General features: G+C 55.9%; 20 protein-coding genes. 9 read left to right on the top strand and 11 right to left on the bottom strand.

From position 1 onward, the window contains the following. Nucleotides 1-147: 147 nt before the first annotated feature. On the top strand, nucleotides 148-993 hold the full coding sequence (locus tag Q0X18_RS08510) for a hypothetical protein (RefSeq protein ID WP_297560999.1): 846 nt from the start codon (nucleotides 148-150) through the stop codon (nucleotides 991-993). Between the two features lie 59 nt (nucleotides 994-1,052). Beyond that, a complete protein-coding gene (locus Q0X18_RS08505; protein WP_297560997.1) occupies nucleotides 1,053-1,748 on the top strand; it encodes a hypothetical protein in 696 nt (231 codons plus the stop codon). On the opposite strand, the gene Q0X18_RS08500 is transcribed toward Q0X18_RS08505, so the two are convergent. Next, nucleotides 1,723-3,195, bottom strand: a complete 1,473-nt coding sequence (locus tag Q0X18_RS08500; RefSeq protein ID WP_297560994.1) for an NAD(P)H-hydrate dehydratase — start codon at nucleotides 3,193-3,195, stop codon at nucleotides 1,723-1,725. The two genes, Q0X18_RS08505 and Q0X18_RS08500, sit on opposite strands and share 26 nt — an antisense overlap. A gap of 59 nt (nucleotides 3,196-3,254) precedes the next feature. Here Q0X18_RS08500 and Q0X18_RS08495 point away from each other — a divergent pair, with 59 nt between their 5' ends. Then, entirely contained in the window at nucleotides 3,255-3,986 is a 732-nt protein-coding gene (locus Q0X18_RS08495) for an NAD-dependent deacylase (protein WP_297560992.1), read from the top strand. Here Q0X18_RS08495 and Q0X18_RS08490 read toward each other — a convergent pair. Then, entirely contained in the window at nucleotides 3,978-4,709 is a 732-nt protein-coding gene (locus Q0X18_RS08490; RefSeq protein ID WP_297560989.1) for a TVP38/TMEM64 family protein, read from the bottom strand. The two genes, Q0X18_RS08495 and Q0X18_RS08490, sit on opposite strands and share 9 nt — an antisense overlap. A gap of 151 nt (nucleotides 4,710-4,860) precedes the next feature. Between Q0X18_RS08490 and Q0X18_RS08485 the strand changes: the two genes are divergently transcribed. After that, nucleotides 4,861-5,547: a monothiol bacilliredoxin BrxC family protein gene (locus tag Q0X18_RS08485; RefSeq protein ID WP_297560983.1), complete on the top strand. Its 687-nt coding sequence runs from the start codon at nucleotides 4,861-4,863 to the stop codon at nucleotides 5,545-5,547. Here Q0X18_RS08485 and Q0X18_RS08480 read toward each other — a convergent pair. Continuing rightward, nucleotides 5,544-6,650: a class II aldolase/adducin family protein gene (locus Q0X18_RS08480; protein WP_297560981.1), complete on the bottom strand. Its 1,107-nt coding sequence runs from the start codon at nucleotides 6,648-6,650 to the stop codon at nucleotides 5,544-5,546. The genes Q0X18_RS08485 and Q0X18_RS08480 overlap by 4 nt on opposite strands. Before the next feature lie 154 nt (nucleotides 6,651-6,804). Here Q0X18_RS08480 and Q0X18_RS08475 point away from each other — a divergent pair, with 154 nt between their 5' ends. After that, nucleotides 6,805-7,878 (top strand): glucose-1-phosphate thymidylyltransferase, encoded by a 1,074-nt coding sequence (locus Q0X18_RS08475; RefSeq protein WP_297560979.1) that lies wholly within the window; start codon nucleotides 6,805-6,807, stop codon nucleotides 7,876-7,878. On the opposite strand, the gene Q0X18_RS08470 is transcribed toward Q0X18_RS08475, so the two are convergent. Next, on the bottom strand, nucleotides 7,875-8,732 hold the full coding sequence (locus Q0X18_RS08470; RefSeq protein ID WP_297560976.1) for a glycosyltransferase family 2 protein: 858 nt from the start codon (nucleotides 8,730-8,732) through the stop codon (nucleotides 7,875-7,877). The two genes, Q0X18_RS08475 and Q0X18_RS08470, sit on opposite strands and share 4 nt — an antisense overlap. Before the next feature lie 34 nt (nucleotides 8,733-8,766). On the opposite strand from Q0X18_RS08470, the gene Q0X18_RS08465 reads away from it, so the two are divergent. Genes Q0X18_RS08465 through Q0X18_RS08455 form a run of 3 tightly spaced genes read left to right on the top strand, consistent with a single transcriptional unit; the run spans nucleotide 8,767 to nucleotide 11,054 of the window. Next, nucleotides 8,767-9,300, top strand: coding sequence for a dTDP-4-dehydrorhamnose 3,5-epimerase family protein (locus Q0X18_RS08465; RefSeq protein ID WP_297560974.1), 534 nt, complete (start codon nucleotides 8,767-8,769; stop codon nucleotides 9,298-9,300). Nucleotides 9,301-9,313: 13 nt separating this feature from the next. After that, nucleotides 9,314-10,324 (top strand): dTDP-glucose 4,6-dehydratase, encoded by a 1,011-nt coding sequence (gene rfbB, locus Q0X18_RS08460; protein WP_297560972.1) that lies wholly within the window; start codon nucleotides 9,314-9,316, stop codon nucleotides 10,322-10,324. Next, on the top strand, nucleotides 10,311-11,054 hold the full coding sequence (locus Q0X18_RS08455; RefSeq protein ID WP_297560969.1) for a sugar nucleotide-binding protein: 744 nt from the start codon (nucleotides 10,311-10,313) through the stop codon (nucleotides 11,052-11,054). Before rfbB ends, Q0X18_RS08455 begins: the two co-directional genes overlap by 14 nt. Nucleotides 11,055-11,256: 202 nt before the next feature. On the opposite strand, the gene Q0X18_RS08450 is transcribed toward Q0X18_RS08455, so the two are convergent. From Q0X18_RS08450 to Q0X18_RS08425, 6 genes are all read right to left on the bottom strand, one after another. Further along, a complete protein-coding gene (locus Q0X18_RS08450; protein ID WP_297560967.1) occupies nucleotides 11,257-12,276 on the bottom strand; it encodes an exopolysaccharide biosynthesis polyprenyl glycosylphosphotransferase in 1,020 nt (339 codons plus the stop codon). Between the two features lie 233 nt (nucleotides 12,277-12,509). Beyond that, nucleotides 12,510-13,982, bottom strand: coding sequence for an O-antigen ligase (locus Q0X18_RS08445; protein ID WP_297560962.1), 1,473 nt, complete (start codon nucleotides 13,980-13,982; stop codon nucleotides 12,510-12,512). After that, the gene (locus Q0X18_RS08440) at nucleotides 13,979-15,049 is read right to left on the bottom strand and encodes a hypothetical protein (RefSeq protein ID WP_297560959.1); all 1,071 of its coding nucleotides are present in this window, start codon (nucleotides 15,047-15,049) and stop codon (nucleotides 13,979-13,981) included. Before Q0X18_RS08440 ends, Q0X18_RS08445 begins: the two co-directional genes overlap by 4 nt. After that, the gene (locus tag Q0X18_RS08435; RefSeq protein ID WP_297560951.1) at nucleotides 15,021-16,010 is read right to left on the bottom strand and encodes a glycosyltransferase family 4 protein; all 990 of its coding nucleotides are present in this window, start codon (nucleotides 16,008-16,010) and stop codon (nucleotides 15,021-15,023) included. Before Q0X18_RS08435 ends, Q0X18_RS08440 begins: the two co-directional genes overlap by 29 nt. Then, the gene (gene wzy, locus Q0X18_RS08430) at nucleotides 15,976-17,283 is read right to left on the bottom strand and encodes an O-antigen polysaccharide polymerase Wzy (protein ID WP_297560948.1); all 1,308 of its coding nucleotides are present in this window, start codon (nucleotides 17,281-17,283) and stop codon (nucleotides 15,976-15,978) included. The genes Q0X18_RS08435 and wzy overlap by 35 nt, the downstream gene beginning before the upstream one ends. Continuing rightward, nucleotides 17,280-18,119 carry a glycosyltransferase family 2 protein gene (locus Q0X18_RS08425; protein WP_297560947.1) on the bottom strand — a complete coding sequence of 280 codons (840 nt, stop codon included), beginning with the start codon at nucleotides 18,117-18,119 and terminating at the stop codon, nucleotides 17,280-17,282. The genes wzy and Q0X18_RS08425 overlap by 4 nt, the downstream gene beginning before the upstream one ends. A gap of 132 nt (nucleotides 18,120-18,251) precedes the next feature. Here Q0X18_RS08425 and Q0X18_RS08420 point away from each other — a divergent pair, with 132 nt between their 5' ends. Then, a complete protein-coding gene (locus Q0X18_RS08420; protein WP_297560945.1) occupies nucleotides 18,252-19,175 on the top strand; it encodes a Wzz/FepE/Etk N-terminal domain-containing protein in 924 nt (307 codons plus the stop codon). Between the two features lie 3 nt (nucleotides 19,176-19,178). Here Q0X18_RS08420 and Q0X18_RS08415 read toward each other — a convergent pair whose 3' ends face one another. Next, nucleotides 19,179-19,622 carry a hypothetical protein gene (locus Q0X18_RS08415; RefSeq protein WP_297560942.1) on the bottom strand — a complete coding sequence of 148 codons (444 nt, stop codon included), beginning with the start codon at nucleotides 19,620-19,622 and terminating at the stop codon, nucleotides 19,179-19,181. Nucleotides 19,623-19,755: the final 133 nt, after the last annotated feature.

The raw sequence follows: 19,755 nt of genomic DNA, 5'->3' as shown, positions 1-19,755 counted from the left end.
TGAACACGCAGCACGGCTTTTTGAACGGATGGCGCGATGCCGTCACCTTCTGTAATCGCTGGTTGCGCTATGCCCGCTTACTCGACGCTACACCGATCTGGGGGTCGCGGGGTTTATATCAAATCAGCCTTTTGAGCGAGGGGCGCCGTGGATGAGAATCAGGGTTTGCTCGAGCATATCTCGCCCTCACTCATGGGGTATCTGCTGGCAGCCTTGCCCCGGCGCGACCCCGTGGCTGAAAGCGTGCAGGGCAGTTTACTTACCCCCGACTTGATCGAGCGATTGCGCGGGGAGGGTTTCTGCGGCTATGCTTTGGCACGCTTTTCGGGTGAGGAGCGGGGATGGCTGGCCTTTTACCGGGGGCGGCTCCTAGGGGCCTGGCGACAGACGACCTACGGCCACCTGGCTGGCACTGTGGCCTACAGGGCCTTACGGCGCGAGATGGGCCTGGCCACACTCTCGCTCTACCGCCTTCAACCCGACGACCTGCCCCCTCTGGTGGCCCTCACCCAGGGATCGTTGCGGGCAACCTGGGCGGCTGCCAGCAATGTGGTGGCTGCAGATCTGATGGATCAACTTTCGCAAGAGCAGTTTACCGGCGCGCTGGTGCTCGAGGATGGTTTGGTAGGGCGGGCCTGGTTTTTTTTCCGTGGAAACTGCCTCTTTGACGAAGCGTTGCCGCCGGAGTTTCACGAGGGCTACCTACACCTGGTGCAGGCGCCGGGCCAGGCCCCGGCCGACCTGCTCGAGCAAGCCCAACAAGAAGACCAGGCCCAGCGGAGTAGCCGCCTTAGCGTGGTCTGGAGCGCGGTGCAAGAGGTGCTCAAAGAATACATGGGGCGCGGTGCTTCTTCGGCCCTCGAGCGACTGCGCGAAATTTACACCACCGACGACCCAACTGCTCTGGAGAAAGCCCTCCGACAGTGGCTGACCGAAAGCCTCGAGCCCAATGCCGCCACCCTCTTCGACCGCTTGCTACGTCCAACACTGTAGCAGCGCTTCCCCTGCGCTTGACACGCCCTCGACACAAAAGGCGTATGATGGCTAAGTCCATGAGGGCTTACGGTTTGCTGGGAATTTTGTGGCTGGTCTGGTTGCTGGGCCTGCTGGGCGACTCCTATGCCCGCAATCTGGCCGTAAGCCTATCCAACTTTGTGGGGGCTTATGCGCTGTGGCGGGTTGCTGCCCTCTCGCCGGTCATTTTGCGGGTAGCCCTGTCTGGCCTGGCGACAGGCTTGGTGTTTTTGGGCATCGGCGACCTGCTGTTTACCTACAACGAAGCCACTGGCCTGGACACCCGGGCCATACGAGAGGGCATTTATCTGGTGGGTGTGACCCTCTTGCTGCTGATGGGCAGCTTGCTTCCTTTCCGCATGGAGCGCCAGGGCTTGTACCCCCTCGGATTTGCCCTGCGCCTGGCCCTGCTGGCCGGACTGGGCGGGGTCTTGCTCTCGGCCCTTACTACCCTGATCCGCCCCCTGAGTCTGGTCGAGCTGATTTATGCAGTGGTGGCCTTTTACCTGACCCTACTTTTTGCCCAGCAAACCCCGGTGCTGGCTGGAGGCCGTATCGGACGATACCTACAAGAAGTGGTATGGGCGCTGGTGCTGGGCAGTCTGGCTCGAGTGGTCTACGTATTGGGCGGTGTACCGCCGGCCCAGTGGTCCATCGTGGCCTACGATGTTTTATGGATGGCCTCCATGAGCGTGCTGCTGTTGGGGACTATTCGGGCTCCCAGAAATCTCTGATACCACCCGCTTGTAGCTGCTCGATGGCTACCGGCAGCGCCTCGGCGACCTCGTGGGCCAGCAGACCCGGTTTGCCCGCCAGGTCGCCGGCCAGCCCATGCAGGTACACCCCCAGCCGGGCGGCCTCCCAGGGCGAGAGGCCCGCGGCCAGCAGGGCAGCTATCACCCCCGAGAGCACATCGCCCATCCCTCCAGTGGCCATATGGGGGTTGCCGGTGCTATTGACCGCGAGTTGTGGCGTTGAAGTGGGGCCCCCCTGGGGTTGCCAGGCCAGCACGGTGGGGCCACCCTTCAGCGCCACCACCAGCCCCGGATAGCGCTTGGCTAGGGTTTGGGCGGCCTCGAGGGGGAAGCGGGCCACCTGTTCGCTGGGCAGCCCCAGCAAGCGGCTGGCCTCCCCTGGGTGGGGGGTTATCACGGTGGGGAGTGCTGCTTCGCTGTAGGCTTGCAAAGCTCGCTCGTACAGGGCGTCGGCGTCCAGTACAGTGGGGCGCTTTAGACCCAGCGCGGCCAGGGCCGCCTGTACCCCTCCGTCGCCCGCACCCATCCCGACTGCCACCGCCTCTGCCCGGCCCCTCTGAAGGTTGGCGGTGTTCCACTCCAACAACGGGAGGCGCACAGCCTCCAGGGGTGGTTGCACCGCGCAGTCGGCGGGATAGGCCATGGTGACCAGTCCGGCACCGGTTCGGTAGGCCCCCAGGGCCGCCAGGCTGGGCGCACCGGTATAGCTAAGGTAGCCCCCCACCACCAGTACCCGCCCCACCGAGCCCTTGTGCGCATTGCCCGCTCGTTTGGGAAGGAGCTTCTGCATCTGCGCTCTGTGCAAGAGCTCCGGCAGCGCTTCATTCCTCAGGGCTTCTGGCGGCATCCCGAGGTTATCTATCAGGATGCGCCCACAGGCGGCGCGGTGTGGGTAGAACAGATGCTCGTTTTTGAGCCCTGCCAGCGCCACGGTCAGGCTGGCCTGAACATGGGGCGAATAGGGTAGACCTGAGGGAAGGTCAATGGCCACCACCGGCAGCCCAGAAGTGTTGATCTGCTCGACCAGCCGGGCATACGGCCCTTCCAGTGGGCCACGCAGCCCCGTGCCAAACAGGGCATCCAGGATTACCGTGTTGCGCTCGGGCTGCCACTCCTCCAGGGGCCGGATGGCTATGCCGTGGGCCTGCAAGGCCTGCCTTGCCAGGGCCGCATCGCCGGCCTGGCCCTCGGCGGCGAAAACCTCGACCTCTGCGCCCCAGACCTTGAGCCAGCGGGCCGCTACCAGCCCGTCCCCCCCGTTGTTGCCCTTGCCGCACAGCACCACAGCTTTGCGGCCCCCAAAATACTGCAATAAACGTTTGGCCGAGCGCCTTCCGGCCGTATCCATTAAGAGCAGGCTGGGATAGCCCAGCTCGGTGGCCTTCCGGTCGGCCTCGCGCATGGCTTGGGCAGTGTAGAGTCGCATGGTTCCCGTGCAGGCTGTCCGTATTCTACGGAGTCCCTTCCTTCTCGTACACTGTGAGCATGAACCTGGAAGCTGCTCGCAAGCGCCTGTGGGAGGCCCGCCGGGTGGCGGTGCTCACCGGAGCTGGCATTTCCCAACCTTCCGGCATTCCTACGTTTCGCGATGCCGCGGGTTTGTGGAAGGATTTTGATATCGAAGAGTACGCTACGCCTGCAGCCTACGCCCGCGACCCCCAGAAGGTCTGGGAATGGTATGCCTGGCGCTACCAGAACGTCATGCAAGCCCAGCCCAACCGGGCCCACACTTTGCTGGCCCTGCTGGAACAGCGGATAGGGGAGGGCTTTCTACTGGTGACCCAGAACGTGGACAGCCTGCACAGCCGGGCCGGTTCCCAGCGCCTGGTCGAACTGCACGGCAACATTGCCAGGGGCCGCTGTGAGCGCTGCGGAGAGCGGTTTCCGCTTCCTGACCCGGCCCATTTCGTGCCGCCGCCCTACTGCCCGAGCTGCAAGGCCAGGGGTCGCCCGGATGTGGTGTGGTTTGGGGAGTTGCTACCGGAAGGTGCTTTTGAGCAGGCCTTGTGGGCTTTTGCCGAAGCCGAGGTGGCCCTGGTGATTGGAACCAGCGCCGAGGTTGAACCTGCGGCCAGCCTGGGACGGCTGGCGCACTCGAGCGGTGCCTATCTGATCGAGATCAACCCCAACCCCACCCCCCTCTCGAGCCAGGCCGACTGCTCCCTCCGGATGGGCGCGGTGGAGGGCATGGAAGCCCTGGTGGGAGACCTAGGCTGATTCGCTCTCGCTGGGCTGGGTTTTGCGTTGTAGTCGAGTACGGTCGTAGAGAATCCAACCCCCCAGGGCCACCAGGCCCACGAGGGTGGCCACCAGGAGAAAGGGCCCCAGCCGGGAGAAATCGGCGCCCAACCAGGCAATAACCACCGTTACGGGCAGGGCCCCCACTGCGGTGGCCAGCAAGAACTTAAGCGGGTGCATGCGCACCAGTCCGGCCACGAAGTTCACGCTGTCGGTGGGCACCACGAAGGACAGCCGCAACGCGATGATGGCCCAGGGGCCGTAGCGCTCGACCTGGGTCTCCACTTTGCGCCGGATATCCTCGCTAACGAAGCGATCCACCACCACCGGGCCCAGCAGCCTGGCGAGGCCGTAGCCCACCATGGCCGCGATAACGGCCCCGACCCAACCCAAAATGCCGCCGAATACCGGCCCAAAGGCCAGCACCGAGACCAGCATGACCAAGGCCATCGGCACCACCGAGACCAGGGTCTGGGCGATCATCAGTCCGATAATGCTCAGGGGGCCCAGCCAGCCCAGCCCGGCCACCCAGGCCTGCATAGCCTGCTGATTGCCGCTGGAAAGCAAGCCATAGACCCCATCAATGCGTTCCTTAAGGCCAGGAAACACAAAATAGATTCCAGTCAGCACACCCGCCAGCAGCAGCAAGGCCAGCAATGCGGGCAGTATGGGCAAGGTTCGGGGTGGAGGTAGCCGATCCATTCCAGAGTTTAGGATAACGCAAAGCATGAGTTTATGATTGGTCATAAGACGAATGCGAAGCGTGGGGCTGAGGGTTGTGGCCGCGCCTTACGAGCCAAAACCGGGGCATACCCCACGGATTGCCCGCCCTGTAGCAGCTAGTATGAAACCCATGAGCCTGCGTGAACGGGTTTTTCCCCTCCGAACACCCGAGGATGTAGATACTTTTTTAGAACGCTTCGAGCTGACGGCCATCTTCAAGGCCAGCACCAGCGACAAGACCCTCGAGGCCATGCAGTACGTGCAGAAGTACCTCGAGCCCCGCCCCGACGTGGCCATCGGTATCATCCGCATTCCCGAAGACCGCCCGGCCTCGAACCATGTCGAAGCCCGCACCGGCATCCAGCACCAGAGCCCGCAGTTCATCCTTTTTCGTCAGGCCCGGCCCCTCTTCGACCTCGACAACTGGAAGATCAACCCCGAGCAGCTAGAGCCTTTGCTGCTGCAGCACCTGCCGGTTCATATCGGCAAGCACGTGCGCAACCCCGCGGTGGTGGGGCTTCAGGCCTACCTGGATCTGCTCGAGCGCTTTATTACAGGGCAGCTCAGCGAGGAGCGCTTCCAGTGGGGCTACCTGGATCGCCTCAAGAAAGAGGCCGACTGGCGCTCCGACGAAGACTTCGACCTGCTGAATAGCCTGTTCCCCAACCCCGACGGGCGGGCCTTTACCCCCGGCAAGGTGGTAGCGCTGGAGTTTCAGGCCCAGCTTGCCGGCCAGGCCGAGCCGCTTGTGGAGCGAGCCCGACGCTTACGCGCTCGGGTCGAGGCCCTTCAAGCAACCAAAGCGGATGCGCTTTAGGACATGGGCACCTGGCGCAAAAGCCGGCCCTCGATGCGTTCCAGAATCTCCTCGAGGCTGTGCCCGGTAATGGTCAGGCCGTGGTTTTTGAGGCCCACCACCGCCCGGCTGGGGTCGGGGGCTTCGCGCACTTTTTGCGCCACGGCCTCGGCGAGCTGGTAGGTGCCGCAGGGGTAGTTGAACTGGGTGGAGGCGATGTTCTCCATCCAGGCGTGCACGTGCAGGATGGCCCCTACCTGGGGGTGTTCGCGGTAGATCATCCAGTGCTCGATGGCGTCCACGCTCACCCGGCGCGGCTCAATCCCCGGTGGAACCGAGAGGCGCATGGCGTTCTGGATGGGGTCGTAGTCGGTGACCATCAGGATGTCCCGCCCCACCTCGCGCAGGTTGGCCTTGTCCACCCCGCTGGCCGACATCCAGAAGCGCCGCTCGTCCTTGCGCACCGAGAGGTTGCCGTAGGACAGCCCGCCAATGCCATACAGCCGCTTGACGTGGCGGAAGTCTTCGGGCGGCAGAATTTCCTCGATGGGAAAAGCGGCTGGAAGCAAGTCCCACTCGGCCAGTTTGCGGCCGGCGGCGCTCAGGCTTTTGGTTAGAGCATCGCCCTGCCAGAGCTCGGGCTCGAGGTCGGTTTCAAAGATGTTCTGCACCACCAGCACCGAGGAGGCAATGGGGTGGATTCGCTCGAAGACCCGCTCGGCAAAGCCAGGCCCTTCGGGCTCGTGGTACCGACCGAGCTCGAGGGTCAGAAAATACGCCCCCTGGCCCGGCACATACACCACCAGCATGTTGGAAAGGGCCCGCACCAGGTAGCTGTACAGCCCGGCGATGGGGTCGGGGGGCATCTGGGGTAGCTCGAGGAAGGAGATCACCATGGTGCCCTGGGCTTTGCGCCGGTAGGGGGTGGGTTTTTCGGCCTGGATAAAATTGAGAACAGCCCGCGGCGCCTCGGCCTGCGGGTCTAGGATGTAACCTTTGGCTTCGAGTACCTTGCTCAGCGATTGGGCTAGCCCGGTCAGGCCTGGGGTGGGTGTGCCGTGGAGGGCAAAACGGGGCGGGGTAGCCTCGAGGCCGAAGGGCATGCTGCCACTGGACTGAACCATATCGCAACCTCCGAAAGTTCGACTGTCGGTAGCCAAAAGCGCAGAACAGGTCGTCGAGGGGTACTCGGGCAGTCGCAGCCTGGCCTCGATTCTACACCATGCCGGGAAAGGACTTGCGAACGGGGCTTTTGCATTGGATAAACTGAGCAGGCTTATGGAACTCAAGGGACTGGTTCTCTCCGGAGGCAAAGGAACGCGCCTGCGTCCCCTCACCCACACCCGGGCCAAGCAGCTTATTCCCATCGCAGGGAAGCCCAACCTGTTCTATGCTATCGAGGATCTGCTCGAGGCCGGCATCCGCGACATAGGGGTCATCCTCAGCCCGGAGACCGGTGACGAGGTGCGAGCGGCGCTGGGCGATGGCTCGCGCTGGGGTGTGCGCCTCACCTATATCGTGCAGGAAGCGCCACTGGGCATCGCCCACGCGGTCAAGACCGCCCAGGGGTTTCTATCCGATAGCCCTTTTGTGCTCTACCTGGGCGATAACCTGCTTTCGGGCGGTATCAAACACCTGGTGGAAGAGTATCTGCAAACCCGCCCGGAGGCCATTGTCCTGCTCACGCCCGTCGAAGACCCACGGGCCTTCGGGGTGGTGGTGCTGGACGGGGCCGGAAAGGTGGTGCGGCTCATAGAGAAACCCCAGGAACCTCCGTCCAACCTGGCCCTGGTAGGGGTGTATCTGTTTAGCCCGGCCGTTCACCACATCATCAACCAGCTCAAACCTTCCGGTCGGGGCGAGTACGAGATCACCGAGGCCATTCAGGGCCTGGTGGATGCAGGGTTGCGGGTGGTAGCCCACCAGGTGCGCGGCTGGTGGAAGGACACCGGCAAGCCCGAAGACCTGCTGGATGCCAACCGATTGGTGCTCTCGAGCCTCGAGCGCCGGGTGGAAGGTGAGCTGGCCGATTCCCAGGTGGTGGGCGAGGTGGTGGTGGAACCGGGGGCCCGCATCGTCCGCAGCACGGTGCGGGGCCCGGCCTACATCGGGGCCGGGGCGCTGGTGGAGGATGGGTTTATTGGCCCCTACACGGCCATTGGCAAAAATGCCAGGGTGATCTCCAGCGAGGTCGAGTACTCGATTCTGATGGACGAGGCCCAGGTTTACCAGCTGCCCTACCGCCTGGACAGCAGCGTGCTGGGGCAGGGGGTGGTGGTGGACGGGCAGGGCAATGCCCGCCGCCATACCCTGCAACTGGTGCTGGGGGATCGTAGTCGGGTGCGGTTTTAGCTATCTTCCCTAGGCCCGCGTGCTGGCTCACGTAGAAACGGGGAGACGTCTAGCAATCTGTCCTGTAGCATCTGCAAGATTAGTCCGTAGCCTTGCCGCCGCAAGGTGTTGGGATCGAGCCACAGGCGCAGATGGGCCTCGAGCCAGACCGCTTTTCGGTGCAGCCCATGCAGATATGGGTAGTAATCCCGCGTAAACAGCAGGCCGCCCCGGTAGCCCTCGGCTATAAAACGGGGGTCTTTGGGGGTGGAGCTGCCCCCCAGGTGCAGCACCCGGCGCGGTACCAGCAAAACCTGCCAGCCCTTGCGCCGGGCTCGGGTGCACCACTCGAGATCCTCGTTGTAGAAAAAAAAGCGCTCGTCCATCCCGCCAATTTCCTGCAAGGCCGACTTACGAGCCATAATGATTGCACCGGATACCCAACGGACGGCCCTGGGGCTGCGCAAGTTCCAGTAATAAGGGGCATAGAGCGGCCCAAAAGACTGTAACCGCCCCTCGGGTGTGTACAGGGTAGGCCCCGCCATCGCAGCCTTGGGGTTGGCCTCCAAAGCCATCTGCAGGGCCTCGAGGTCACCCTGCTCCAGGTATACGTCGCTGTTCATCTCCACCACCCAGGGCCTCTGGGCTACCTCGAGGCCCCGGTTGACCGCGTAGGCGTAGCCGCGGTTGGGCAGCCGCAGCAGCCGAACCTCGGGGTAAGCGGCCGCTACCCAGTCGGGGCTGCCGTCTGTAGAGCCCGAGTCGGCCACGATCAGCTCGGCTTGTGGGTAGTGGGCCTTTAGCCTTTGCAGACACTCGCTAAGAATGCCCTGGGTGTTGTGCGATACGATAAGGATAGAGAAGTCTCGGCTCATGGTGCTGGCTGCTATGGCATAAGATAAGTCATTGATGAAACTTGACGATAAGGCCCTAGCGCATCTAACCTACCAGAATTACTCCGAAGCGGCCCCTATCGCTGGCGTGATTCACCATCCCCTCAAAAAGCACCGGGCCCTCGAGGGCGCCTTCATGGAGTACCTGCGCCTGAAGGATGGGCGGGTGGAGGGGCTTCCGGTGCCCTTCGAGGCTCGCCAGTTCTCAGTCTCTTGGGCAGTTCCAGGCCGTATCAATGCCTTTCACCTGCACCCCAAGCGCACCCAGGACGAGCTTTGGTGTGTGGTGCAGGGGGCCTTGCTGGTGTGGTTGGTGGATGTGCGCGCCGATTCCCCAACCAAAGGTGCAAAGCGTTCTTTCCTGCTTTCCGGCGAGGCGCCCTCACTTCTGTACATTCCTTCGGGCGTAGCTCACGGCTACCGTGCGGGCTATCAGGGTGCGCTGCTGCTGTATGCTATGAACGACCAGTTCAACCCCTCCGACCCCAACGAGGGCCGCCTGCCCTGGGATTTTTTTGGGGCCGATCTGTGGGCCGACGACAAAGGTTAGGGGAGGGATCGTGATGAATTTTAAACGCGTGGTTGTAACGGGGGGTGCAGGCTTTATTGGGGCCAACTACGTGCATTATGCACTCTCCGCCCACCCCGATTGGCAGATTGTGGTGCTGGATAAGCTCACCTATGCGGGCAATCTGGAGAACCTGGAAGGCGTACTGAACCAGATTGAGTTCATCCAGGGCGATATCGCCAACCCCGCCGATGCCCGAAAAGCCCTGCAGGGAGCCGATGCCGTACTGAACTTTGCCGCCGAGAGCCACGTAGACCGTAGTTTGCTGGACGCCCAGGCGTTTGTGCGTACCAACGTCGAGGGCACCCTGGTGCTGCTCGAGGCCGCCCGCAAGGCGGGGGTGCGCCGTTTTTTGCAGGTATCCACCGACGAAGTCTATGGTGATCTCAGCGGTACCGACCGACACTCCCTCGAGACCGACCCCTTACGGCCCCGTTCGCCCTACGCAGCCTCCAAGGCCGGGGCCGAGCATCTGGTGCTGGCCTACGGTATCTCCCACGGGCTGGACGTGGTAATTACACGCGGCTCCAACACCTACGGCCCCTACCAGTACCCCGAGAAAATCATCCCTTTGTTCATCACCAACGCTCTGGAAGATAAGCCTCTGCCCATTTACGGTGATGGCTCGGCGGTGCGCGACTATATGCACGCCTTGGATCACGCAGCCGGTATAGACCTGATTTTGCACCGGGGTGCTGCTGGAGAAGCCTACAACCTGGGGGCGCGGGAGCAGGTCAGCGGCGTTCAGGTGGCAGAGGCCATCCTGGCCGCTTTGGGCAAACCCGCAACCCTAAAGAAGTTTGTGGCCGATCGGCCCGGCCACGACTACCGCTACTCGGTAGACCCCTCCAAAGCCGAGGCCCTGGGCTGGGTGCGCCGCTATAACTTTAGCCAGGGCTTGGCGGAGACCATCGAATGGTACGTGCAAAACCCCGGTTGGTGGCAGCGCGTGCGGGCGAAAAAAGAACACCAGAGCCTCATGCAGACCTGGTATGGGCAGCGCTGAAACTGGGGGAATGCTGCTGACCGGCGGAACGGGCCGCCTGGGAACGGCGCTGCGGGAGCTACTGCCCGAGCTGATCGCGCCCAGTCGAGCCGAGCTGGACATCACCGACCCGTCCAGCGTTGAGCGGGCTTTTGCGAAGTACCGGCCAAAGGTTGTGGTGCATGCTGCGGCCTACACCAACGTGGCCGGGGCCGAGGTCGAAAAAGCCCTTTGCTGGAGGGTGAACGTGGAGGGCACCCGTAACCTGGTTCGGGCTGCCCTGGGGTACGACCTGCACTTTGTCCACATCTCGACCGATTATGTGTTCTGGGGGGATGTGGGCGGCTACCGGGAAGAAGACCCGGTGGGGCCGGTGCGCAACTACTACGCGCTTTCCAAACTGGTAGCCGAAGAGATCGTGCGGCTGCTGACGCGTCACCTGATTATCCGCACCTCTTTCCGCCCTTCGCCCTGGCCGTATCCCACCGCTTATACCGACCTTTATACCAGCCAGGACTACCTCGAGGTCATCGCCCCCCAGATTGCCCTGGCCCTGCAAAACCTCCAGCGCATTCCGTATAACACCCTCCACATCGCCACCGAGCGCAAGTCTGCCTACGAGCTGGCCCTGCGTACCCGTCCCGACGTTCAGCCAGCCCGTCGCCAGGAAGCCTTGGTGGTGCTGCCCGAGGACGTATCGCTGGACACGGGCCGCTGGCAAAATCTGCTCAGAGGCTTGAATATTACATGAGATTAGCGGCCTATCATTGAGGCTGAGAGGCCCGGAACCAGACCTCGAGCCCTACAAATGTTGGGTTCTTAGAAATGCTTTTTTACTCCCTTCGGTCGGCTTGAATCCTTCACCGTTGGAGATAGTCAACGGTGAAGGATTCAAGCGGAAACGGTATCAAACCCTTGTACCAATCCGGATTCGCACTTACTGTTTTCCGCAGCTATCTAGCACCAAATCCACGGAAAATTACTGAAAGTGTTTTGATTATGATTAATAAGTCAAGCCAAAACGAAAAATTTTTTACATAGTAAAGGTCGTATGCCAGTTTTTCCTTAGCGCCGCTTTGATCTGACGTATAGCCGTGCACAACTTGTGCCCATCCAGTTAGACCTGGACGAACGAAGTGTCTGGTCTCAAAAAAGGGAATCTCTTGGGCGAATTGAGTTGCAAACGCCTCCTGCTCTGGACGGGGCCCGATAAGACTCATGTCTCCCTTTATCACATTCCACAGTTGTGGTATTTCATCAAGTCGAAATTTCCTTAATATAGCCCCAACCCTTGTAACTCGAGAATCTCCAACTTGAGCGAATCTGGGGCCATTTGATTCGGAGTCGGCATACATGCTGCGAAATTTGTACATTTCGAAAGGTTGACCATACAAACCGATACGTCGCTGCTTAAATAAAATGGGGCCTTTGGAGTCGAGGCGTACCAGCAGAGCTATGAGTCCTGCCAAAAATACCCAAATAGGGAGGGTGAAAAGAACTAGGGCTGTTTCCCAGATACGTTTGATGCCTATATAGTCCTTGGGCCTGAGTAAAATCTCAGCTTCTTTAGACAGAGAGGATATCTCCACTTTTCCCGTGAGTTCCTCCAGGAACGTGGCAATATCTATAATTTCTTTGCCCTGGGCCGCAAAGTTGCTATAAGTTTGTTTTGAAAAATCCGAGAAACTGTGTCGGAGATCTGTAACAATCACATCGGCTTCATCGGAATCGTTGATGTATAAAACCTTAATATTTTTGGCGCCTGCTGACTTGATGATTTCAGCGACATCTGGAGATGTCACGGCCACTTTGATCACTCGCCGTGATTTAATAAATAAACTAACAAAATTGATAACAAAAAGCACCAAGAAAAATACTAAATAGAATGGGCGAGAGTACCACCAGCCAAAGATAAAAAAAGCAGCAGCCAGTGCAAGAAAAGGTATGACCATGGCCCATACACTGGCCAGCAAGCCGCTGGTGTGCGGATGCCGACTCCACCTGCCTGAAAGCCAGAAAGAACATAAACCAGCAATGACGAGGAGTACGATCAGTCCGCCATACGAAGGATAAGTAAATACCTCCCATAGCCTGATGTGCCCCAGCGTTATTAGGCTTGCTATGCAGAGAGCAAGATAAAGAGTCAGAGCTATGATGGGTGGGGACTCCCAATGACTGAGAGACTTTGTAAATGACCTAGTCATAATTAAGAAACCAAACGGGCCTTCGGGGACAGGGCTAGGTATCCGAGCCCGAACAAAAGAATATAATAAGGCGGATAAAAAGCGAAATAGTCAAAAAAAGAAACACAGTATAAAGAAAAAAATGCTGCCTGAGCTACATATAGCCGTTTCTGGCTTAGGCGGTACTCTACCAAAATGAACACAGCCAGAAAGATCAATAAGCCGAGAATACCGCTGGCTATGTATACTTGGAGCCACAAGCTGTGAGTATGCTCGAGCGTTCCTAGTGCAAGATCACTTTGAATATCGTTTAGTAAAGACGCAGTATCTCTAGTGCCAATAAAGCTCAGACCTATCCGTTCAATGACCGCGGCGTATAGCGATACCCTCGACTCACGATAGACGTCCTCAAAGGGGTTGAGAATTCGAGGTAGTGTAATGGTTGGTTCGGGGGTGAAGCGGAATCCCCAAAATATCACCAGCAAGATGATGATGGGGGTCATGTAGCCCACAGACCTTTTCAATGCAGGGGGCCTAATCAGCAGTATCAAAATAAACAGAACCAATCCAGCCAGACTAGCACGGCTACCGGACTGTAGCAGCAAGACAAAGAGCGGAATACAACTCAAGATAACCGTATGCCAAGATGCTCTGTGGAGTAAAGCCACTAGCAAAATACAGATCAACGAGACCAAACCTAAAGCGTTTGGATTGAATGTGAATCCAGCGCTACGGCCACTGTTGAATAGAATTTGCTCTATAGGTGGAGGTTCCAGATAAAAAAGCCTTAGGGAAGATACTTCGAGTATCGAGGAATTCTTGCTTTGCCAGCTATCCCACCCTCCAAGCCACAGCACTGTTCTTTCGCGCCTCTCAAGTTTTACAGTAATTGTGCAGGTTGTTTCTTTTGTAGTGGCCGTACAAAATGCACTAGGAGTAATAGGACTACTTTCTCGTACAAATGATATCGGAAGCCTTAGTTCTCGATTGTTGGTATCTATGTGACGCAAACGCACGGAAGCTTTGAGGATACCGGGGCCCACATAGCCCAAATCTCTGGTTGCAATTGTGTTTGGGCTAAGGGCTTCAAAGGTATTTCTTTTCAAAATGCGCGCTTCGGAAGGATATGCCGTCCAGGGCTTTATCAAATAGATTTGGTCAAAAAAGTTGAGTGTTGAAAAAACCGCGAGAATGGTGCTACCCAAAAATATACCCTTCAGAAGGGCATTTTTATCACTAGCTGTGTAGTTGTGGAGAACCACTAGGAGAGAAAAACCAACCACTAAAAGGTACACCATCTCGCCAAAGCCAAACCAGGGGTCTCTGCCCAAATTCTCCACAAGGCGAAAAAGAGCAAAAATAGTGGGAACTAGTAGAGGCTCGAGCGGCAAATTTGCCGCTCGAATAAGTGGAACAGCCCTTAGGATAACCAGCGCCGACCATAGGTGAGGTAAAAACACACCTATGGTAGTTGCTGTAACCAAGAGCCATCTCATGCTACGTGCTCACTTGAACGAACTAGAAATGGTAGCAAAGCCAGAAGGGTAAGCAGGATCAAAAAAGAATAAAATCCAAAAAACGAGATCACGAAAAGCCCGATAATAACAATATAATATGACCTCGAGGCTAGATTCGAACCTACCTGCTCACTAAATATAAAGGCCAAAAGGTCAAGAGAAAGAACTATAACGGCCAGCAATAATAAAGGTAAATAAGAGTGAGCATGAAAGAAATAGATGGTCAGAGCCCCTGCTACGAGTAGCAAAATGGGCAAAAGCTGAGTTTTCATATGGATACCTCTTCGCAGATTCAGACGTAAAATGTAAGGCACCATAAAAGAAAAGCCCGAGCGAATTACTCGTTCCAGGGTCGCGTATATGGATAGCGTGTTTGGTGGAACAAGGCTTATTATCGAGAAGAGCAATGTAGAAGTGGCAAAGGTTCGTACCAAACTAATTGATCCAGAGGTTCCAATGCTAGCAACAACAGGCCAGACAGGGGCTCCAGATCCCTTAGAAATCTTGTTTCGAAAGTGCACAAAAGCATATAGGCCGGGTGCCAACAAGCTAACTGTGTATAGAGGCAGCAGAAGCTGCTCGAAACCAAAAAAGGTAGCGGCAAGGACACCCAAACGGAAGATAAATGAGGCTAGTGTGAAACGCGTGTAGCTAAACTGACTCAATAGCCAATGAGGCGTAATGGCGTTTCCTATCAGGCACAAAATGAACACAGATAGTAATTGGAGCCCAATGGCTTTCGAAACAAAAACCGTCACAAGACCTGTAGCCACACTGAGTAATATTTTTACGACGGCAATGGCATCATATAGCGGCTTTCCAAAAGTATCTACTAAAGCCGAGATTTTACGCTGGTTAAAGTAAAAAATAACCGCAGGTACAGCAAGATAAACCTCTATAAGGTAGATGGTTTTAAGCAAATCCAACCCATTGTCCAATTGCCCGCTTCCAAGTAAGAAATAGAGGAGAGGGCTAAAAGCAAAATTGGATAACTGAAAAAATAAGATATCTATATTGCTACGAAATACTTTTTCGAGCCTTTTCATTCACGGCCTCGAGGATCAGCGCATCATATTTCCGTGCAACATTCAGATTCCACTCTGCATCCAACGGCTTCCTTGGGCAGTCGAGCTTCTTGACTGCCTCCAGTATGGATTCCGCGACCTCTTTGGGGTCAAAAATGTTCTTGACATAGGCAACCTGTGGATAGTCCACCACCCAGTCCAAATGCCCGCCCGAGGTAGGGCAAACCAGGTAGCAGCCGGATGCTAGCGCTTCTACAAATGTGATTCCAAAGTTCTCCCCCTCGGCCAAGGAGATGAAGATATCACTCTGGCTCATCTTGGCTAAGGCTTCAGAATTGGGCATGGAACCGGCAAAAGAGATGCTGGGGTGATCAGCTAACTTTCTTAGGGAATGTTCCTCTGGCCCAGAGCCAACAATTTCAAGATGCAATCGTGGTTCTTGCTGAACGGCCAGGAGAAACCCACGGACGATTTGCTCGACCCGCTTTACGCCCACCAACCGTCCCACATAGAGAACTCTAATGATCTCGTTCCTGGCCTCTTTACGAGTGAGGCTTTCCTGTGAGATAAAGGGGTTTCCAATAATCCGATGGCTACGGATTCCAAAAAAGGCAGCATTGGCTAAATACGTAAGTTGACTAATAGCCGTAACCCGTGTAGCCCAGCGTGAAAAAATCTTTGTAGCAAGAGCTACCTTGATAAAACCAAACAAGCCAGCGTCATCCAAACGAGGGAAACCGTGCAGCACGTATATTGAGCTACGAGCAAATAAGTTGAAGACCCCGAAACCTAATGACGATATAAGCACGACCCCTGGTTGTCTTAACTGATGCAGCATAGCGGGTTTGAGCAGTTCTTGGATTGAATCAACTAACGTACACTCATAACCAAGATGGCTCAGTGCCGATGCTAACGCTTGGGAAAACGTTCGAACTCCCCCTGTTTTTTTACTGGAGGTTATGATTACTTTGGGTTTTTGCATAAGTCGTTTTTGTGGCCTCAGTAGATTCCTTGAGAAGCTTGATGGCAAACCAGGCAAGCAAGTAAAAGGCGATGTATAAAGGTAGCTTTTCCACAAAGTAACCCACGTTGCTACGGGGTAGGAAAAGAAAGCTGGTAAGCACGCTCAGCCAAATAAACCTAAAAAAAAGTGACTGAACCCCTTTATATTCCATATAGGAAGCCACCAGTGCCACAAGTATACTGCCAACAATCACCCCGAGCCAGCCAAAGTCTATGTATAGCTCATGCAAATAGTTCGATCCCGTGCCATAAAACAGATCTTCCCTTGCTTGATTTTCGTAACTGCTCAGTACTCTATCTAGTGTAGCCACAGCCCCTTCGATGCCCCATACATTCACACGGTAGTTCTCTGGGAGTGGTATTGAAAAGGGAATGGCTTTTAGTATCACTGAAGCGAATACGTACGACTGGTTGCGTTGTATGTCGTACTGTTCGTATTTTTCCAGAATGGGTATGGAGGAACCATTCATGACAAGGGCCTCAAAACGTTGCTGTGAAGCCACAATGCTGGTATCCCTTGTCAGTGCAGGCAAGATTACGAATAAAGCCAGTACACCAAAAGCCACCGTAGCTTTTGAGGGAGACAATTTATAGTTCAGGCGACTAAAATACAAAGAATATAAGAGCGGTACCAGGGCTAAAAAGATAAAGATCCGGCTGTAAACCAAGGATACAAGCAGACGTGGAAGTAAAACTATAGCTACCAAAAGCAAAATCCACTTGAGTGGAATATGTTTTAAGTTCACGCTGAGCGCTAAACAAAAAAAGCTTAGGGCTGCATAGAAAAAAAGCTGCTCTAAACTGCTAATGGGCTCGGTGAGCCCATATTGCCCTCCTCGACGACTCAAAAAAAACTGTACAGCTAGCGTTGCGGTTATTGGGAAAAGTAGCAAGCTAAAATACAGCGCTGCCTTGAAAACAGTGCGAGATTCCTTTGGGGATAAACCGGACACTGTCTTCTTGAGCAATCTACGCCGGGCTAACCCAAAAGGCAGATAACCGATGGTAAAGGCAACGATGCCCACGGAGAGCATGTTTATTTGCCTGGTTAGGTCATATTGGTAGTATCCAGTGTATAGCCCGTACAAAACTGGAATGACTTGAAAGAGGGCTAGCGAATATAAGAAGAGCGAAGGTGTGGATGCTATACCAAATAGCCTGATACTAAGTGCCAAGCTAAGGGCAAAGCAGATTAAGAGTGTCAAGCTGAAAACACTTAGCAGCACCGTCATATCTCAACAAGTCCTTTTGTACAATAACATTTGTAGTGTAGCGAATGCTTCAAGGATTTCACCTTGGTAAGATTATGACCTGCATAGATCATCAAACTGAATAAGCTTGAAAAAAAATCGTATTGAAACACTTCTCGGTATATATTCCATTGCCATCCAATCGCCTTGGTTTTTGATGCAGACACACTCCGATGAGTCTTGCGATAAAAAGCCAATGGATTTGGGGTCGAGTGGGCTCGGACAGCCTTTTTTATAACTTCTAACCACATGATGTAGTCCTCGTGCTTTATTTTTTTTTGTAGAAACTTTCCCAATATGGAGCTTTTGTACATCCCTGTTAGGTTTCCAATCGGATTAAAGTGCAGCATGTCTTTCAATTCAACAATGGGCTTGTTTTGAACTATCCCATTTACGACTCCCTCCTCGTTCATTACATAGTACGGAGAGAAAACCACCAAGGAACTGTTCAACCTTGCTAATTGTAATTGTTCTCTGAGTTTGTTGGGATGCCAGACATCGTCGGCATCGAGAAAGGCTATCCAATCACCACTGGCTTGAGAAATAGCTCTGTTTCTTGAAAGAGCTACGCCAAGGTTCTCTTTATTCTCAATAATTTCGATTCTGTTTTTAAAGGAAGATGAGGTAAATTCCTCAAGTATGTATTGAGTCCTGTCGGTTGACATATCATTAACAATGATTAAATGCCAGTTTGTATAACTTTGTGAAAATACGGACTCAACTGCCTCCCTAATGAATTTTTCCCCATTGTGTACTGGCATAATTATAGAAACCAGCTCGCTGGTGTCAGGGAAGTTTAGAGATTCCAGAGTCTGCATATATTTATAGTAGGTGATTTCGAGATTTGGGCAACGTTACTGTGGTGAAGTTATATGTTGCACCTCCAGTAGCCACCATGGTGGGAGTTACGCTTATGTACTCAGCCCAAAAAGGGCTGATAATATGATGCAGTGACACAGCAAGTGCCCCAAACCTCCGACGAAATATCTCTACGCGACATCTATCTGGCTCTCAAGCGGCGGATGTGGCAAATACTAGGCCTGGGGATAGCCTTGGCTGTAGTTACTCTGCTCTGGAGCCTCCTCTCGCCCAAAACCTACACCAGTCAGGTGGTGGTGAGCCTGAGTCTGGCCAACCAGTCCAACCAGGGCCTGCTAAACAACCTGCCTTCCCTCCCCGGGCTGGCCCAGGGGTTTGTGGACTTGCAGCAGACTAAGCTGCTAGCCAACCAGCTTGGCGTGGATGACCCCACCCGCTTCTATAAGGCCCGGTTCGATGAGAAACGGGGTTTGTTGTTCCTCACAGCAGAAGGGCGCACTGCTGCTGAGGCCAGTGAGCGGGCTGAGCGGATTCTCGAGGTGGCCCGCAAGTACCTCGAGCGCAACCTGCTCGAGGGCGCCCAGGCGAATCTGCGGGCGGCCCTAGCCCAGACGCGGCTCGACCTTCAGGCCGCTCAGGACGCCCTCAAAAGCATCCAGGCCCAGCTTGCCCAGGCACCCGATCGGGTGGTTTCTAACCCCACCGTGGCCGCTGCCCTCGAGGCTCGTGGCAACGACCCCCAGGCGGCGCGGGCGACCAACCCCGCCTACACCAGCCTGAGCCTTGACGAGTCGCGCCTGCGCTCGCAAATTGCCCAGTTCGAGGCCCGCATTGGCACCTTAACCGACTTATCGAAACAGCCCGAATCCATCAACCAATTGGTGAGCCAGGCCCTGCTGGTACAGGTCTTGGTACCTCCTGCCGAGCCGCTGCGGCCCAGCTTCCCCAGGCCGGTGTTATTTACCATTGTGGCCGGGGTGCTGGGTCTTCTGCTGGGTGTTCTATGGGCATTTGTGGCCGAGGCCATCCGGCCCCGCGAACCTGCCGTAACCTGAGCTCTACAACGGGGATGATGGGCGGGCTGAAGTGATAAAGAGCCTGCGGTTGTCGGGCCAGAACAACCAGACCAGGCCCAGTAGAGGTTGCACCAGGGGCAGGAAGCCATAGTCGATGCCGAAGTCGTGCCAGACAGTGCGACCTACTACTTCGGGCATGAGCAGGCTGAGGGTGCCCACCAGGAGTACCCCCACCATTTCGATGCTGAGAGCTATAACCGAAACCCACCAGGCCCAGGGTTTGCGGATTATAAATGCCACGGTCGCTACCAGGTAAATGGCCGCAGCAATGGCTGAGAGGGTAGGAGGGAAGTAGTCGGTTACACCGGGTTTGAAAAAGAGCTGATAGATTGAGCGAGCTCCTGCCGAGAGGGCCAGCAAAGGATACGAGACGGCCAGAATTTGACCGATGGCACGAACAGTTGAGGGGGTGAAAAACCTGCCCATGCCATCAAGTCTACGCTAAAAGCCAGTTACAGACTGAATCCAAGGTTGCCGCCAGGTTTTTGCGAATGAATATCCGTATCAATATTGCATAAATCCGACCGGAATACTTGACTTTAGATGTGGCCTTCTATAG

The sequence above is a fragment of the Meiothermus sp. genome (genome assembly GCF_026004075.1).
In the GTDB taxonomy this organism is placed as follows: domain Bacteria; phylum Deinococcota; class Deinococci; order Deinococcales; family Thermaceae; genus Meiothermus.
This window is presented reverse-complemented; position numbering and strand designations above follow the sequence as displayed.